The sequence below is a fragment of the Caulobacter sp. GW821-FHT10C03 genome, assembly GCF_059415485.1.
The window spans coordinates 1-15,546 of sequence record NZ_JBWKNI010000004.1 but is presented as its reverse complement, the minus strand read 5'-3'; the positions used below and the strand labels follow the sequence as shown (position 1 = coordinate 15,546).

The following is a 15,546-nucleotide window of genomic DNA, read 5'->3' as shown; positions in this document are numbered from 1 at the left end:
ACGCTCTGGCGCGCGATGTGAAGCCTGGGGCGCGGGGGGAGAACGGCGTGCATCTGGCTGAACTTCGGGTCCGCAACTTCCGGAAGCTGAAGGACGTCACGCTGGAGTTCCAGCCTGGCCTCAACATCCTTGTCGGACCCAACAATGCCGGCAAGACCGCCGTCGTCGACGCGCTGCGCGCGCTCCTAGGCGGCCTCGACGAGCCCTATCCACGCATGACCACCGAGGACATCCACCGGCCCAAAGGCGGAAAGGCCGAGGGCGACATTCTGTTCGAGTATGTGTTCGCGGGCCTGGATCTGGACGACGAGTCCGAGTTCATGCCTGCGGTCCGCCCCGCCGGCGGGGATCAAATGCGGGCTCATTTTTCCGTTAGCTACGGCTCGCCCGACAAGACCGGCCGTCTGCAGGCAAGACGCTGGTGCGGCGAACACAAAGAAAACAGCCTGACCACGGACATGGCCGACCACCTGCGCGGGGTCTATCTCCCAGCCTTGCGCGATGCGTCTCACGGGCTCAAACCCAGTCGCGGCAGCCAACTGGCGCGCTTGATCCAAATCCTGGCTGACGACGAAGGCCGCGAAGGCATCAACGCCGCCCTAGTTGAGCTGGACAAAACGCTGAAGAAGCATCCGCCCATCATCAAGACTCAGGAAGCGATCGCCGGCCGCCACGCCACCATGCTGGGCGACCAGTTGGCCCAGGTGCTCGACGTAGGGCTCAGCGTTAGCGATTTCCAGCGTCTAGCCGCCCGCCTGTCGATCAGCGTCGACGCCTTGGACATCGAGCAGAACGGCCTGGGCTTCAATAACCTGATCTTTATGGCCGTGGTCCTCAGCGAGATGGCCAAGAACACCCGCGCCGCCTTCCGGGGCCTAGTAATCGAAGAGCCGGAGGCCCACCTGCATCCGCAGCTGCAGGCCGTCCTTCTGCGCTACCTGACCGGCATCCAGGCCGCAGTCGAGGGCGAAAAGCCCGTGCAGATCTTCGTCACCAGTCATTCGCCCAATTTCGCCAGCATCGCCGAACTCAAGACGCTGATCTGCCTGGTCGACCAGGGCGACCATGTCGAGGCCTTCCTGCCGCGCACAGTCGCGTTCGAGAAGGGCAAGCGGGAGAAGCTTGAGCGCTATCTCGACGTGACCCGAGCGGAGATCTTTTTCGCGCGGCGGATCATCTTCGTTGAGGGGGCCGCGGAGCTGATGCTGGTCAACGTTCTAGCCGAGAAGGCGGGCTTCAAGTTGCGCGACCACGGGGTCAGCGTCATCAGCGTTGAGGGCCTCAACTTCGATTGCTTCCTGCCGTTGTTCGGCGAGAAGGCCCTGCGAGTGCCTGTCGCCGCTATCACCGACGCCGACCCTATCGACGCCGAGGGCAGAGCCCTCTATCCGGCCGCCGGCGACGCGGTTGTCGTGTCGGCTAACACCGCAAGTATGTGCAAGCGCCAGGACGCGCTGGTGAAGGTCTGTCATGGCCTCAAGACCCTGGAATACGACCTGGCCCTCGAACCGGATAATGTCGCCACCATGATGGCGGCGCTAACAGACATCCACCCGGGCATCGGCGCGGACCTGGCCAAAGCAATCGTTGACCTGCCCGAGGGTCAAGCCCGCGCGCGGGCGGTGTTCTGCGGCATGTTCGAGCGGCCGCAGAACAATGTGCAGAAGGGCCGCTACGGCCAGGCCCTCGCCCAGGCCTTCCTGGCCAAGGACGCGGCCTGCGTAGTGCCGGGCTACATCAAAGACGCCATCGCCCACGCCTGTCAGATGCAGGCCCGATGATCGACCTCTCTGATCAGCAGAAGGAGGTCGTCGCTGCAGACCTTGATCCGCTGGCTGTGCTGGCCTGCGCGGGCAGCGGCAAGACCCGAACCGCCGTGCATCGGCTGTTGGCCGTGCGTGAGCGGCTGGGCCGGCCCAATGGCCGCGTAGCCCTACTGTCGTTCTCCAACGTCGCCGTCGAGACCTTTCGCCGAGACTATTCGGCGTTGTGCCAAGCCAAGGCGGTCTCGGCGTTGGGCCCCGTCGAGATCGACACCATCGACGCCTTCATCACAGCCAACGTCCTGCGGCCGCACGCCTATCGAGCGATGGGCGCGCAGCGGGCCGCCTTCCTGGTCAACGGCTCTGAGCCCTTCCTCAAGGGCTTTACCCTGCCTCCGCCCGCCAAGGGCTGGCCACCGGTCAGCGTCGAGAACATCCGGGTCAAAGTAGTGCGCGGGCGGTTCGTCTTCTATCTGGAGGTGTTCAACAAGCAGATCGACCTGGACGTCGACGCGGCCAAGGATCTGGTCGAGCGGCTGGGTAAGACCGGCGCCTACACCCACGACTTAGGCCGCTATTGGTGCTGCCGCGCTTTTCGGGCCGAACCGCGGCTGCTCAAGGCTTTCGCCAACCGGTATCCGCAGATCCTGATCGACGAAGCCCAGGACGTCGGCTCCGTCCAACAGGCGATCCTCTCGGCTATTGCCCGGCACGGCGCAACCGTGACCCTGATCGGCGACCCCAACCAAGCCATTTACGAATATGCCGGCGCTGACGGCGCCTATCTGCAGGCTCACAGTCCTGCGCCGCGCCCGCTCTCCAAGAACTACCGCTCGATTCCGGAGATTACCGCAGTGGCCTACGCCCTGTGCGGAGTGCAGGGCGAAACCGACCGGGCGTCGCACGCGCCACCGTTCGGCGCCTTTGCCGTGCCTTGCGACCCTGAACGCTACGACGTGGTGATCGACCGGTTCCGTCACGCCATCGCCGCCTGCGGCCTGGATCCCGCCAAGAGCGCGGTTCTGTGCCGAGCCGCCAAGCTCGTCGACACCCTGACCGGCGAAGGTGATGAGGTCGGCGCCGGCGCGGTGCGACTGCTGGCGGCCGCCTCGGCGGCACGGGACGGCGGCGGCGATGTCCATCGCGCCTTTGCTCTAGTCGCAGAGGCCCTGGAACAGTCCTTACTCGACGATCCGCCGCGCGGCTTTGCGGCTCACTTGGCCGACCCGCGACGGCATGGCGAACTGCTTGCGGTCCGCCGCCTCGTCTGGAAGTTTGCCCGTTCGTCGGGCGAGGGTCTGCCGTCGGCGACCTTGCAGGCCGACACCGATTGGATCCAGCGTCTGCGAGTAACGACCGCGGCGTTGCTCGTGGCCATCGAAGCCCAGTCCGGATTGAAACCGGCCGACAATCTCAATCGCCGATTGGCGGTCAAGGCGTTGCCGGCCGCCCCGGTCTGCGCCCTCGATCCAGCCCTGGTCAGGAAGCTGCGGATCGATACGGTCCATGGCGCCAAGGGCGAGAGCCTGGACGCGGTGCTCTACATCGTCACCAAGCCGCACCTGGAGCACTTGCTTGCGGGGGTCCGGACCGAGCTCGGACGGATCGGCTATGTCGCCGTCACCCGTCCCCGGGACTTGCTCTGGGTGGCGGTGCCCCAGGCGATCTGGCCCGAGCATCAGGCTGGCCTGGCGGCGGTGGGGCTAAGGCCCCTGTTCGTTGATGAGAAGCACGCGCTATAGCGCGGTCGTCCTGGGTGCTTTTGCGACCCGGTCGAATGCGGCCATGGTCTTTGGTCCGCAGCGCAGGTAAGCCTGGGTCGCCCCTTCGACGCCGTCCCGAGCCCGCCATGGCCAGACCCCTGCTGCCGCTGAGTGAGTACAACCGCGTCTACCAGGTCGCACATGGGGTTATCCGCGATATCGGGTCTGCCGAACGGGCCTGCATCTTCTTCGCCGCCTTCGGCGCGCTCGTTCTCAACAAGCATTACAAGATCAGGGCGCAGGTCGTGGCCGGCGCATTTGGACTGTGTGTCAACGGGGGAGACCGGCCCGACGTCGCCTTCTTCGGGCGCCAGAACGAGGGACGGCTGAGCTCGGATGGTGGGGGTTTTCACATGTGGGTTCAGACGGAAACCCACCTAGTGGACTTCATGGCACCGATCTTCCCGGAAGCCTTCGCCGAGCATGGGGCGACCTTCGGAACGCCGCGAAAGATGCTGCAGCGGCCGCTTGCTGAAGAGGCACTGGCGCTGGATGCACTGGACACGCCGGGCGACTTCTACGGTATGCCGAATCCCGAGCTGACCGAGGAGCTGATCGACCGGTTCTTTGATCGCGAAGCCAATGGCGACCTTCTAAGGGTCGCGGATCATTGGTTTGGAAAGCGAACCGGCAAGCAGAAGGCGTCGATCATGATGGGCGACAGCCATGGAGCCCCGCTGCGGTTGACCTTGCCCACCACGGTCGCGACTGGGATTTGGTAACCTTGCAGGTGGCGCTCAGGCCCGTTCGGAGAACCGTTCGAAGGCGGTGATGCGCCTGGGGCTGAGGTTGGGCTCGTAGCCGTAGATTTCTTGGGCGAGATAGAGGAGTTCGGCCTCGCGGTCGGCCTCGGTGACATCGGTGTACCAAGCCTTCGGGCCGGCGGCCTCGTCGCCGTTCCAGCGGTAGCCGCGGGTCTTGAGCCTGTCCTTCATCTCGAACGGCGAGCGCTCTGCGACGATGCGCCAGCTGGGTGTGCGGGCGGCCTCAAGCAGGTGAGAGAGCGCCGTGCGGCCGGTGGGCAGAGGGCGGCCGAGGATTTCCAGACCCGCCAAGCAATCGTTCTCGGCTCGGTGGCTATCGAAGAAGAAGCCGCATTGGCCAGCGAGGTAAGAGAGCTTGGTTCCCTCGAACCCGTGGCCCTTCCAATCGATCTGACTCATTGAGCAGGCCCAGCCCTTGAACTTGAACGCGTCGGTCAGGCGCTCGGCGAACGGGCGGTCGAAGGCGGCGTTGTGGGCGACGATTAACACCGCCTCGGCGATGAAGGCGGCGACCGTGACCGGGTCTATGGCCTGGCCCTCAACCATTGCGTCGGTGATGCCCGTGATCTTGCTGATCTCGGCCGGGATCGGCTTGGACGGCTGGTTGAGGGCCACGAACGGCTGGCCGACCGCGCAGAGGCGTCCGGTCGGGTCGTAGTCGAACGGGATCATCGCCAGTTCGATGACCTCGTCGCGCCGGCCGTCTGTGCCGGTGGTCTCGGTGTCGAGATAAATGCCGCGCTTGAGGGTCTGGGGATCAAAGGCGGTGTGCAGGCTGCAGAACTCGAACCGGCGCAGCAGACGGTAGCGCCCGCTGGCCTCTAGCTGGGCGGCCATGGCCTCCAGGGCGGCGAGGTCCGGTTCGATCGAGACTTGGTGGGGCTGGTCGTCGTCAGGCATGGGAATCGGCGATGTGTCAGGCCAGAGCGTCCTGATCTCTATCGATGCTCCGGACGTTTCCAGGGACTTGCGATTTGACCGTCCTCGTAGAGGACTTCGTCGACCATCTCGGACACAACCACTTCGATGGTGTCTTTGCACCGCTCGCCATCGGTCAGCACGTCGGCGGCGCTAAACGAGAGGACGCGCACCCCTCGCGTCACCAGCGCCGTCTCGATGCGGAGCTTCTCCGGGAGTCTCTCACCGGGTCGATGCTGATCCACGAAGATCGCCAACTCCCTGACCTTATCGTCATGTCGACACTCGACGCCTACGGTCGGAGTGACGCCATGCATCGTCGGCCAGAATACGTAGCTCGTCCGCCACCCCCTTTGTGGCCAACTGTTCCAGGTCTCGCAGAGGTCGGCGACGTTGTAGCCGTCTTCAAAGCCGATCAGGTGACCGCAAAGTACTCGCTCGGCCGGTGTCGCTTCGGCCCTGACGCAGTCCTTGTAGCGATCAACAAACCGCGAGGCCCTCTCGTCGCCGAGCCGGGCCAGGATCGCCGTGACGGCCAGCTCGGCCTCTTCGACACTGGCTTCAGGGGTCAAGGCGGGCGCGGGGTTCCAGGGCGGAACCTCCCGGGCCAACGCCGCGAGCGCCAAGCGGAGCATGACCGGCGCGGTGCGCCGCCCGGCCTCCCAGTCCTCGATGGTGCGCACGCCAGCCCCCAAACGGCTCGCAAGCTCGGCACGGCTCATGTCGAGCTGGGCGCGAAAAAGTCGGATATCCTGCGACGACGGGGCTTCCAAGCTTGCCATGACCTTCTCCACGCAATCAAGCCTACACCCACGCAATGCGTGGTGTCTATCTGAATTGCGTGGCCAATCAGCACCGCTGTGCCTGGGCTATCCGACCCGGCCTGTGCCCGCGACGACTCAAGTTTAGTGTTCGAGTGCCGTTTCCTTTGGAGATCAAACGTGGCTGACCGATACGATGAAATCGTCGAGCAACTTCTCAAATTGACCGAGCCCGGCTTTGGCGGTCGGCCCCGGCCGGATTTGGTTGGTCAGATCGATAGGCTGACCCGCGAATTGGAGAAGCTTGCAGGTCACGACGGGTACGTGAGTGAGAAAGCGGCCAACTTGCGTGAATGGGTGGGCCGGGCATGCTCGCAGCGGCGCTACGCCCAGTGGGGCCTACAGAGGGTTGAGAGCTTCGCCTACGAAGACGCCTACCGACTTAAGAACGCATGGAAGCCGCCGGAAGCCCGCGACGCCTCGGGCGCGATCTGAGAACCGATCATGCCTCCGGCCGTCTCAAATTCAAAGATTGCCCATCCTAGTCGGGGAGTTGGAAAAGTCGTGCGAGGACTCCCAGGGTTTTGGCGCGAGCGCTTGGACATGCCGCTAGGCTCCCCGACCAAGGTCTCCATCGGTTAGCGCTACACCGGCGCGCGGTCAAAGGACGGGCTTTCGCCATCGCCTGTCTTTGCACGCCAGGGCGCGATGGGCGCTTTTTGGCCCTGGCGTCCCTGCCGCCTGACGCAATTGGTCTGTCTCCGCTTGTGTGGAGACGGCCATGTCGCCTGCCAGAATTCTCTGGGTTCCGATCGTTGTCGTGGGCGCGATCGTCCTGGCGACGACCTGGGCGGCGACCCAACTGACCGCCGATGCACTCGGCCATCAGCCACAGCTTGGTCCGCCCTGGTTCAGACTGGGCGACTACGGCGTCTATTCGCCGCCGGCGTTCTTCTGGTGGTGGTTCGCCTTCGACGCCTATGCGCCCTCCGTCTTCCTGCGGGGCGCTCTCGTGGCGGCGAGTGGCGGGCTGCTGTCGGCGGTCGTCGCCATCGCGTTGTCCGTTTGGCGTGCGAGAGAACAGGGCCGGGCCGGCACCTTCGGGACCGCGCGCTGGGCCACAACCGCCGAAATCCGAAAAGCGGGGCTGCTTGTCGACCAAGGCGTGATGCTTGGCCGACATAAAGACGGCTACCTTCGTCATGGAGGCCCAGAACACGTTCTTTGTTTCGCCCCGACCCGGTCAGGCAAAGGCGTCGGCTTGGTGGTGCCCAGTCTGCTGACCTGGCCGGGATCGGCCATCGTTCACGACATCAAGGGCGAGAACTGGACGCTGACGGCGGGGTTTCGCGCGAGACTGGGCCGTGTCCTTCTGTTCGATCCGACCGATGCGCGGTCGTCGGCCTATAATCCGCTGCTGGAAGTGCGCCGCGGCGAGAACGAAGTGCGCGACGTGCAGAACGTGGCCGACATTCTGGTTGATCCGGAAGGCTCGCTCGACAAGCGCAGCCATTGGGAGAAAACCAGCCACGCTCTCCTGGTCGGCGCCATTCTGCACGTGCTTTACGCCGAAGCGGACAAGACTTTGGCCGGCGTGGCCACCTTCCTCTCCGATCCCAGGCGCACCATCGAGCAGACCTTGGCGGTGATGATGCGCACCCCGCATCTTGGCGAGGCCGGGCCGCACCCCGTCGTCGCCAGCGCCGCCCGCGAGCTTTTGAATAAGAGCGACAACGAACGCTCGGGCGTGCTCTCCACCGCGATGACCTTCCTAGGCCTCTACCGCGATCCGGTCGTCGCCCAGGTCACAGCGCGGTGCGACTGGCGCATCGCCGATTTGGTCGATGGCGGTCCCTGTTCCCTGTACCTGGTCGTACCGCCCTCGGATGTCAGCCGCACCAAGCCTCTGATCCGACTGATCCTCAACCAGATCGTCCGTCGACTGACCGAAAGCCTGCAGGGCGTCTCAACCCGGCAGCGCCTCCTGCTCATGCTGGACGAACTTCCCGTCCTCGGCCGCCTCGATTTCTTGGAGAGCACCCTAGCGTTCATGGCCGGCTACGGCGTGAAGGCGTTCTTGATCACCCAGTCCCTCAACCAGGTCGAACGAGCCTACGGGCCCAACAACGCCATTCTCGACAACTGTCATGTGCGCGTGTGCTTCGCCACCAATGACGAGCGCACCGCCAAGCGCATCTCCGACGCCTTGGGTACGGCCACGGAGGAGCGAGCCATGCGCAACTATGCTGGCCACAGACTTTCTCCTTGGCTTGGTCACCTGATGGTCTCGAAGGCGGAGTCACCGCGGCCGCTGCTGACGCCTGGCGAGATCATGCAGCTGCCAGCCGACGAGGAGGTGGTTATGCTCGCGGGCTCGCCGCCAATTCGCGCCCACAAGGCCCGCTACTTCGAGGATCCGCGCCTGGCTGGACGAATCCTCCAGCCGCCATCGCCCTGGCGCGCGGCGGAATCGCGGCGTGACGATTGGGCAAGGCTTGCGATCCCGGTAGACGGCTTGGCCGAAGCCGGACCGTCAACCCCGGTTGAAGGCGCTGGCGAGGGACCTGCGCCCCGCACGCTCGAACTGGCGCCGACCCTGAATGAGCTCCCCACCTTCACCGACGAGTTCGCGTTCGAGGATGTCGGTCCCAATGCGGATCTCGACGCCGCGAGTGTTCGCGTCGACAAACGCATGTCCGGGACCGCCCGCTTGGCCGCGCTCGATCCCGACGATGGTGTGGAGCTCTAGGGTGCGCAGCAAGCACACGTTCCGCCTTCCCCCCAGCTTGGCGCGCCGCTTGGCGGACTACGCGCTCCGCAAGCGCATTTCCCAAGCGCTGGTCGTCGAGGCCGCGCTTGAATCGTTCCTGTCGCCCGATGGCGCCGAGCAACTCGAGGCCGCGCTCAGCCGGCGGCTAGATCGCCTGTCGCGGCAGGCCGACCGTCTCGAACAGCAAGGTCTCATCGCCAACGAAGCCATCGGGCTCTTCGTCAGGTTCTGGCTGGCTAACACCTTGGCGCTCCCCGAGGCGGCGCTGGCGGCGCAGCAGGCCAAGGGGCGTGAGCGCTATGACAACTTCCTGGCCGCGCTCGGACGGCGGATCGCCAAGGGCAGGACCCTGTCGCAGGACATCGCTGGAACCCAGGTTGATGATCTGATGGATCCCTAGGCCGGAGGCTCGTCGTCCCATCGGTCGGCGCCGAGCGCCTTGAGCATCTCAAGTTTGAGAACGGCTTCGCGATGGATCTGGCCTTCGAGCGCGGAGCATCTTTGATCGAGCGCCCTTCGATCATCCCTATGGGCCACAACAAGCGCCGCGCCGAGCAGTTCGGTCAGTCGGGCGATAACCAGCTCGATCCGCTCCGGATCGCGATTGGCCAGGGCCAGCTCGGTGATGACCAGCGCCCTTATCTTGTCGGTGAAATCCATTCGCTCAACCACGCCGTTACCATCACGGCCAACGCCCTGCCTCGCAAGCTGAGCCATAGGCGTTTTTCAGGCTCTCCGTAGTTCTGCCTCCTCGCAAACCCGGCCCGCCTACGCCATCGCCTGTCTTTGCCCGCCAGCCCACGCCGAACCCAAGGGGCTTGTTGCGTCGCCGGAAGGTCAGCCTTCTCTAGAAAGCCTCCGCCCCATGCCGAGGCTCCCCAGTGTCGCTCCAACTCCTCAACAGCGAACCCGCGCAGCGCAGCCAGCGCATGCTGCGCACGGCGCTCGGGCCGGCTATAGCCGCCTGGCTCGGCGAGCCCGACATTATCGAGGTGATGCTCAATCCCGACGGTCGGCTCTGGGTCGACCGACTTGGCGAGGGGCTCATCGCGACCGAGGCGGTGCTCAGCGCCGCCGAAGCCGAACGGATCGTTCGTTTGGTCGCTCATCACGTTGGCGCCGAGGTTCACGCGCGCTCACCGAGAATCTCGGCCGAGTTGCCGGAAGGCGGCGAACGCTTCGAAGGCCTGCTGCCGCCCGTCGTCGTCGCCCCGACGTTCGCCATCCGTAAGCCGGCTGTCCGGGCCATGCGCCTGGCCGACTATGTCGCCGCCGGGGTGATGAGCAGTCGGCAGGCCGCCGTGCTCCAGGCCGCGATCGCTGGCCGGCGAAACGTCCTGATCGCCGGCGCCACCTCCAGCGGCAAGACCACCCTGGCCAACGCGCTGCTCGCCGAACTGGCCGACCGCCGCGAACGGATCGTGTTGATCGAGGACACCATCGAACTGCGCTGCCTCGCGGCCAACACCGTGGCGCTGCGCAGCAAGGAGGGCGTGGCCTCCCTGACCGAGCTGCTGCGCTCCACCCTACGCCTGCGCCCAGACCGGATCATCATCGGCGAAGTGCGCGGTCCCGAGGCGCTCGACCTGATCAAGGCCTGGGGGACAGGTCATCCAGGCGGGGTGGCCACCATTCACGCCGGCTCGGCGCTCGGCGCACTACGCCGGCTCGAACAGCTGATCCAGGAAGCGGCCACCGTCGTCCCCCGCGCCCTGATCGCCGAGACGGTCGATATCGTCGCGGTCCTGTCGGGACGGGACGGACCGCGCCGCCTGATCGATCTGGCCGCCGTCGAGGCGCTCGCCGACGGCGACTACGTGCTCTCACCCCCAGGAGACCTGCAATGACCTCGCCTCATGCGGCCGCACGCCGCAAACGCCGGCTGCTGGCCGGCACGATGCTCGACCGGCTCGGCTGCGCGGCCCTCACAGCTGGCAGTGTGCTTTACGCGCTGCCAGCGCGCGCGGCCGGCTCCTCCATGCCCTGGGAGGCGCCGCTGCAGTCGATCCTGGAATCGATCGAGGGGCCGGTCGCCAAGATCGTGGCGGTGATCGTGATCATCGTGACGGGTCTGTCGCTGGCGTTCGGCGAAACCTCAGGCGGCTTTCGGCGGCTGATCCAGATCGTGTTCGGTCTGTCGATCGCCTTCGCGGCGTCGAGCTTCTTCCTGTCGTTCTTCTCGTTCGGCGGCGGAGCGATGATCGCATGACGTCCGCCGAGGTCCCCGCCGGCTACTATGCCACGGTGCATCGCGCGTTGCTGGAGCCGATCCTGCTGGGCGGCGCGCCGCGAACCGTGGCGATCGCCAACGGCACGTTGGCCGCGGCGATCGGTCTTGGCCTGCGGCTGTGGATCGTCGGTCTGATCGTCTGGCTGGTCGGGCACGCGCTCGCCGTCTGGGCCGCGCGCTACGATGTGCAGTTCGTCGAGGTGGGACGACGCCACCTGCGCTACCCGCCCTATCTGCGGGTGTAGGCCGATGATGGCGCTGAAGGTCTATGGCGACCGGACGCCGGCCTTGGCCGACTTCCTACCTTGGGCGGCCTTGGTCGCTGAAGGCGTGGTGCTCAACAAGGATGGCAGCCTTCAGCGAACCGCACGGTTTCGCGGCCCCGACCTCGACAGCGCCACTCCGGCCGAGCTGACGGCGACCACCGCGCGCCTGAACAACGCGCTCCGCCGGCTCGGCTCGGGCTGGGCGCTATTCATCGAGGCCAGACGTGATCCGGCCCCCGGCTATGCCAGGAGCAGTTTTCCCGACCGCGCGTCGGCCCTGGTCGACCTGGAACGGCGTGAGCAATTCGCCGAGCACGGGTCTCACTTCGAGTCCCGCTACTATCTGACCTTCGTCTGGCGGCCGCCGGCCGAGGATGTCTCCCGTCTCGGCGCGCTGATGATCGAAGGGCGCGCCTCGCGGGGGCCGGACGCCTGGGAGGACGCTCAAGGCTTCATCGCTCGCACGGACCGGGTCTTGCAGCTGATCGAAGGCTTCATGCCGCTGGCGACCTGGCTCGACGACGCCGAGACCCTGACGTTCCTGCATGGTGCGGTCACCACCCAACGGCAGGCCGTTCGGGTCCCTGAGACACCGATGCACCTGGACGTGCTTCTGGCGACCGAGCCTCTGATCGGCGGCCTTGAGCCGCGCCTGGGCGAGAGACACCTGCGGGTGCTGAGCGTGATCGGCTTTCCGAGCGTGACCTTTCCGGGGATCCTGGATGAGCTCAATCGTCTGGCCATTCCCTATCGGTGGTCGACGCGCGCGCTGATGCTCGACAAGACCGACGCGGTCAAACTGCTTTCGCGGATCCGGCGGCAGTGGTTTTCCAAGCGCAAGTCAATCGCCGCCATTCTCAAGGAGGTGATGACCAACGAGGCTTCGGCGCTGGTCGACACCGACGCGGCCAACAAGGCCGCCGACGCCGACGCTGCCCTGCAGGACCTCGGCGCGGACGATGTGGCTCAGGCCTTCGTTACGGCCACCGTCGCGGTCTGGGACGCCGATCCCAAGGTCGCCAACGATAAGCTCCGCCTGGTCGAGAAGGTGATCCAGGGTCGGGATTTCACCGTCATCCCCGAGACCCTCAATGCGGTGGAGGCTTGGCTCGGGAGCCTGCCGGGCCAAGTCTATGCCAATGTCCGTCAGCCGCCGATCTCGACGGTCAACCTCGCGCACATGATGCCGCTGTCGGCGGTGTGGGCCGGGCCAAACCTCGATGCTCATCTCGGCGGCCCGCCCCTTTTTCAGGCCCGCACCGACGGGTCGACCCCGTTCCGTTTTTCGTTGCACGTCGGCGACGTTGGTCACGCCCTGGTCTTGGGACCGACTGGCGCGGGCAAGTCCGTGCTGCTGGCCATCCTCGCCCTGTCGTTCCGTCGTTACCCCGGCGCTCAAATCTTCACGTTCGATTTTGGCGGCTCCATCCGCGCCTCGGTTCTGGGCATGGGCGGACGCTTCCACGACCTGGGGACCGACGGCGCCCCGGCGCTGCAGCCTTTGGCGAAGGTCGACGATCCCGCCGAACGGGCTTGGGCGCTCGACTGGCTGACGGCGCTATTGGCCAAGGAGGGGATGGCGCCCGATCCGGAGGGTCGCCAGCACCTTTGGTCGGCCCTAGGGGCCCTGGCGAGCACGCCCGTCGACCAGCGAAGCCTGAGTGGGCTGGCCGCGCTCCTGCAGAATGCGCCTTTGAAGTTGGCGCTGGCGCCCTACTGCCTGGGTGGGCCGGCCGGCCGCCTGCTCGACGCGGACCATGAAAGTCTCGGGTTTGCCGACCTTGAAGCCTACGAGATCGAAGGCCTCGTGGGCGCGCCCGGCGCCGCTGCGGTCCTGGCCTATCTTTTCCACCGCATCGAGGGCCGGCTCGACGGGCGGCCAACCCTGGTGATCATCGACGAGGGTTGGCTGGCGCTGGATGACCCGCTGTTCGCCGGCCAGGTGCGCGAATGGCTCAAGACCCTGCGCAAGAAGAACGCCAGCGTCGTCTTCGCGACCCAATCCTTGGCCGACATCCAAGGCAGCACGATCGCGCCGGCGATCATCGAAAGCTGTCCTACACGGCTGTTCCTCCCTAACGCCCGGGCGCTGGAACCTCAGATCGCCGAGGTCTATCGGGGCTTTGGCCTCAACGACCGGCAGATTGAGATCCTCGCCCAGGCCACGCCCAAGCGCGACTACTACTGCCAGTCGCCGGTGGGAGACCGCCTGTTCGAGCTTGGTCTGGGCGAAGTGGCCCTGGCCTTCGCCGCGGCCTCCTCCAAGAGCGATCACGCCGCCATGGACCGGGTCTTGGCGAAAGCCGGCCAGGATGGCTTCGCCCGAGCCTGGCTGATCGAGCGGGGGCTCGATTGGGCCGCCGACCTTCTCTCGACCCTGCCACAGGAGATGCTGTCATGACCCAGCGCCTTGCTCGGCGCCGGCTGCTGCTCGCGGCCGGCGTTCTGGCCGCCGTCCCGGCCGTCGCGTTCGCGCAGTTCACGGTCTTTGATCCGACCAACTACGCCCAGAACCTGCTGACCGCGACCCGTTCGCTGCAACAGATCAACAACCAGATCACCAGCCTCCAGAACCAAGCCCAGTCGCTCGTCAACCAGGCGCGAAACCTGACGTCGCTGCCATACTCGGCCCTGGGGACGCTGCAGAGCCAGCTGCAACGCACCCGCGCCTTGGTCGACGAGGCCAAGGGCCTGGCGCTGCGGGTCAGCGATATCGAGGCGGCGTTCAAGGCCGCCTATCGCCCGGCGGACCTCAGCGCCGGCGACCTCGATCTTGTGACCGACGCGCGCACGCGCTGGGCCAACAGCGTGGCGGCCTTCCAGGACGCCCTGAAGGTGCAGGCCGGCGTCGTGGGCAATCTCGACGACGCCCGTTCGGAGATGAGCGTTCTGGTGGGCGCCAGCCAGTCGGCGAGCGGGGCCTTGCAGGCGGCTCAGGCCGGCAACCAACTCCTGGCGCTCCAATCGCAGCAACTGTCGGATCTGATCACCCTGCTGGCCGCCTCGAGCAGGGCCCAGACGCTGGAAGCAGCCCAGCGCGCCGCGGCGCAGGACCAGGCACGCGAGCAGCTTCGTCGCTTTTTGACGCCCGGCGCAGGCTACCAGCCTGGCGCGGCCAAGATGTTCAATCAGCCATGAACACGCGCCTGGCGTTTCGCCTGGGCGCGATCGGCCTGGCCGCCCTGGCCGTTCTCGTCACCGCGCTCGAGGCCGGCCGCAAGACGCCGGTCGTGCCGCCGGCGCCAGTAGTCGCCGCGCCCACCCATCCCCAGGCCCAGCAGGCCGAGTTGGCGCGCTGCCAGGCGCTCGGCGCGGCCGGCGCGCAAGAGCCGACCTGCCTGAAGGCCTGGGCCGATGCGCGCACGCGCTTCCTGAGCGGCTCGGAGGCCAAGCGCTGATGGAAGGGCCCGGCGTCATCGATCGCTTCCTGGGCGTTTTCACGTCCTACATCGACTCCGGCTTCGGACTGCTCGGCGGCGAGGTGGCGTTCATCGCCACGACCCTGATCGTCATCGACGTCACCCTGGCGGCGCTGTTCTGGAGCCTGGGCGAGGGCGAGGACGTCATCGCGCGCCTGATCCGCAAGACCCTCTTCATCGGCGCCTTCGCCTATCTGATCGGCAACTGGAACGCTCTGGCCCGGATCATCTTCGAGAGCTTCGCTGGCCTTGGCCTGAAGGCTTCCGGAACGGGCTTCTCGGCCGCCGACCTGCTCCGGCCCGGAAGGGTCGCCCAGGCCGGCATCGACGCTGGACGCCCGCTGCTCGAGAGCATTTCGGGCCTGATGGGCTATGTCGCCTTCTTCGAGAATTTCATCCAGATCGCCGTCCTGTTGCTGGCCTGGCTGATCGTCGTTCTGAGCTTCTTCGTCCTGGCGGTGCAGCTCTTCGTGACGTTGATCGAATTCAAGCTGACCACCTTGTGCGGCTTTGTGCTGATGCCCTGGGGCCTATTCGGCAAGACCGCGTTCCTCGCCGAGCGCGTGCTGGGCGCGGTCGTGGCTTCGGGCGTGAAGGTCATGGTCTTGGCGGTTGTGGTTGGCATCGGCTCGACGCTGTTTTCCCAGTTCACCGCCGGGTTCGCCTCCACCCAGCCGACGATCGAGGAAGCCCTGGCCGTTGTCCTGGCCTCGCTGTGCCTGCTGGGGCTTGGCCTCTTCGCGCCGGGCATCGCCAGCGGCCTGATCGCGGGCGGGCCTCAGCTGTCGGCCGGGGCGGCCGTGGGCGCGGGGGCCGCGGCCGGCGGCGCCCTGCTGGCCGGCGGCGCTCTGGCGGGAATGGCGGCCGGAGGCGCGGCGGGCCTGGCGATGGG

General features: G+C 66.3%; 16 protein-coding genes. 13 read left to right on the top strand and 3 right to left on the bottom strand.

What is annotated here, in order from left to right; translation table 11 throughout:
• Positions 1-47: 47 nt before the first annotated feature.
• From AC07NG_RS05940 to AC07NG_RS05930, 3 genes are all read left to right on the top strand, one after another.
• Positions 48-1,781, top strand: coding sequence for an ATP-dependent nuclease (locus AC07NG_RS05940; RefSeq protein WP_492860830.1), 1,734 nt, complete (start codon positions 48-50; stop codon positions 1,779-1,781).
• Positions 1,778-3,505 (top strand): UvrD-helicase domain-containing protein, encoded by a 1,728-nt coding sequence (locus AC07NG_RS05935; RefSeq protein WP_492860831.1) that lies wholly within the window; start codon positions 1,778-1,780, stop codon positions 3,503-3,505. The genes AC07NG_RS05940 and AC07NG_RS05935 overlap by 4 nt, the downstream gene beginning before the upstream one ends.
• Before the next feature lie 107 nt (positions 3,506-3,612).
• Positions 3,613-4,248 (top strand): DUF2026 family protein, encoded by a 636-nt coding sequence (locus AC07NG_RS05930; protein WP_492860832.1) that lies wholly within the window; start codon positions 3,613-3,615, stop codon positions 4,246-4,248.
• A 15-nt stretch (positions 4,249-4,263) separates the two neighbouring features.
• Here the strand turns inward: AC07NG_RS05930 and AC07NG_RS05925 are convergent, their stop codons facing one another.
• Both AC07NG_RS05925 and AC07NG_RS05920 read right to left on the bottom strand, forming a co-directional pair.
• The gene (locus tag AC07NG_RS05925; RefSeq protein WP_492860833.1) at positions 4,264-5,190 is read right to left on the bottom strand and encodes a 3'-5' exonuclease; all 927 of its coding nucleotides are present in this window, start codon (positions 5,188-5,190) and stop codon (positions 4,264-4,266) included.
• A 38-nt stretch (positions 5,191-5,228) separates the two neighbouring features.
• Entirely contained in the window at positions 5,229-5,990 is a 762-nt protein-coding gene (locus tag AC07NG_RS05920) for a helix-turn-helix domain-containing protein (protein WP_494592707.1), read from the bottom strand.
• A gap of 159 nt (positions 5,991-6,149) precedes the next feature.
• Between AC07NG_RS05920 and AC07NG_RS05915 the strand changes: the two genes are divergently transcribed.
• From AC07NG_RS05915 to AC07NG_RS05905, 3 genes are all read left to right on the top strand, one after another.
• Positions 6,150-6,464 (top strand): hypothetical protein, encoded by a 315-nt coding sequence (locus tag AC07NG_RS05915; RefSeq protein ID WP_492860835.1) that lies wholly within the window; start codon positions 6,150-6,152, stop codon positions 6,462-6,464.
• A 286-nt stretch (positions 6,465-6,750) separates the two neighbouring features.
• Complete coding sequence (locus tag AC07NG_RS05910) at positions 6,751-8,718, top strand: conjugal transfer protein TraG (protein WP_492860836.1); 1,968 nt, start codon at positions 6,751-6,753, stop codon at positions 8,716-8,718.
• A gap of 1 nt (position 8,719) precedes the next feature.
• On the top strand, positions 8,720-9,139 hold the full coding sequence (locus AC07NG_RS05905; RefSeq protein WP_494592706.1) for a CopG family transcriptional regulator: 420 nt from the start codon (positions 8,720-8,722) through the stop codon (positions 9,137-9,139).
• Here the strand turns inward: AC07NG_RS05905 and AC07NG_RS05900 are convergent.
• Positions 9,136-9,399 carry a hypothetical protein gene (locus tag AC07NG_RS05900; protein WP_492860838.1) on the bottom strand — a complete coding sequence of 88 codons (264 nt, stop codon included), beginning with the start codon at positions 9,397-9,399 and terminating at the stop codon, positions 9,136-9,138. The genes AC07NG_RS05905 and AC07NG_RS05900 overlap by 4 nt on opposite strands.
• 269 nt (positions 9,400-9,668) lie before the next feature.
• Here AC07NG_RS05900 and trbB point away from each other — a divergent pair, with 269 nt between their 5' ends.
• From trbB to trbL, 7 genes are all read left to right on the top strand, one after another.
• The gene (gene trbB, locus AC07NG_RS05895; protein ID WP_492860854.1) at positions 9,669-10,586 is read left to right on the top strand and encodes a P-type conjugative transfer ATPase TrbB; all 918 of its coding nucleotides are present in this window, start codon (positions 9,669-9,671) and stop codon (positions 10,584-10,586) included.
• 50 nt (positions 10,587-10,636) lie between these two features.
• Positions 10,637-10,948, top strand: coding sequence for a TrbC/VirB2 family type IV secretion system protein (locus AC07NG_RS05890; RefSeq protein WP_492860855.1), 312 nt, complete (start codon positions 10,637-10,639; stop codon positions 10,946-10,948).
• Positions 10,945-11,214 (top strand): VirB3 family type IV secretion system protein, encoded by a 270-nt coding sequence (locus tag AC07NG_RS05885; protein ID WP_492860839.1) that lies wholly within the window; start codon positions 10,945-10,947, stop codon positions 11,212-11,214. Before AC07NG_RS05890 ends, AC07NG_RS05885 begins: the two co-directional genes overlap by 4 nt.
• 4 nt (positions 11,215-11,218) lie before the next feature.
• On the top strand, positions 11,219-13,636 hold the full coding sequence (gene trbE / locus AC07NG_RS05880) for a conjugal transfer protein TrbE (RefSeq protein ID WP_492860840.1): 2,418 nt from the start codon (positions 11,219-11,221) through the stop codon (positions 13,634-13,636).
• Positions 13,633-14,373, top strand: a complete 741-nt coding sequence (gene trbJ / locus AC07NG_RS05875) for a P-type conjugative transfer protein TrbJ (protein WP_492860841.1) — start codon at positions 13,633-13,635, stop codon at positions 14,371-14,373. The genes trbE and trbJ overlap by 4 nt, the downstream gene beginning before the upstream one ends.
• Positions 14,370-14,633: a putative entry exclusion protein TrbK-alt gene (gene trbK-alt / locus AC07NG_RS05870; protein ID WP_492860842.1), complete on the top strand. Its 264-nt coding sequence runs from the start codon at positions 14,370-14,372 to the stop codon at positions 14,631-14,633. The genes trbJ and trbK-alt overlap by 4 nt, the downstream gene beginning before the upstream one ends.
• On the top strand, positions 14,633-15,546 hold a 914-nt coding region (trbL, locus tag AC07NG_RS05865), incomplete at its 3' end, for a P-type conjugative transfer protein TrbL (protein WP_492860843.1). The genes trbK-alt and trbL, both read left to right, overlap by 1 nt.

Coding starts and splice junctions, on each gene's coding strand:
- trbJ (WP_492860841.1), top strand. CDS start 13,633: ATGACCCAGCGCCTTGCTCGGCGCCGGCTGCTGCTCGCGGCCGGCGTT.
- AC07NG_RS05920 (WP_494592707.1), bottom strand. CDS start 5,990: ATGGCAAGCTTGGAAGCCCCGTCGTCGCAGGATATCCGACTTTTTCGC.
- AC07NG_RS05925 (WP_492860833.1), bottom strand. CDS start 5,190: ATGCCTGACGACGACCAGCCCCACCAAGTCTCGATCGAACCGGACCTC.
- AC07NG_RS05885 (WP_492860839.1), top strand. CDS start 10,945: ATGACGTCCGCCGAGGTCCCCGCCGGCTACTATGCCACGGTGCATCGC.
- AC07NG_RS05890 (WP_492860855.1), top strand. CDS start 10,637: ATGCTCGACCGGCTCGGCTGCGCGGCCCTCACAGCTGGCAGTGTGCTT.
- AC07NG_RS05930 (WP_492860832.1), top strand. CDS start 3,613: ATGGCCAGACCCCTGCTGCCGCTGAGTGAGTACAACCGCGTCTACCAG.
- AC07NG_RS05935 (WP_492860831.1), top strand. CDS start 1,778: ATGATCGACCTCTCTGATCAGCAGAAGGAGGTCGTCGCTGCAGACCTT.
- AC07NG_RS05900 (WP_492860838.1), bottom strand. CDS start 9,399: ATGGATTTCACCGACAAGATAAGGGCGCTGGTCATCACCGAGCTGGCC.
- AC07NG_RS05910 (WP_492860836.1), top strand. CDS start 6,751: ATGTCGCCTGCCAGAATTCTCTGGGTTCCGATCGTTGTCGTGGGCGCG.
- trbB (WP_492860854.1), top strand. CDS start 9,669: ATGCTGCGCACGGCGCTCGGGCCGGCTATAGCCGCCTGGCTCGGCGAG.
- trbK-alt (WP_492860842.1), top strand. CDS start 14,370: ATGAACACGCGCCTGGCGTTTCGCCTGGGCGCGATCGGCCTGGCCGCC.
- trbE (WP_492860840.1), top strand. CDS start 11,219: ATGATGGCGCTGAAGGTCTATGGCGACCGGACGCCGGCCTTGGCCGAC.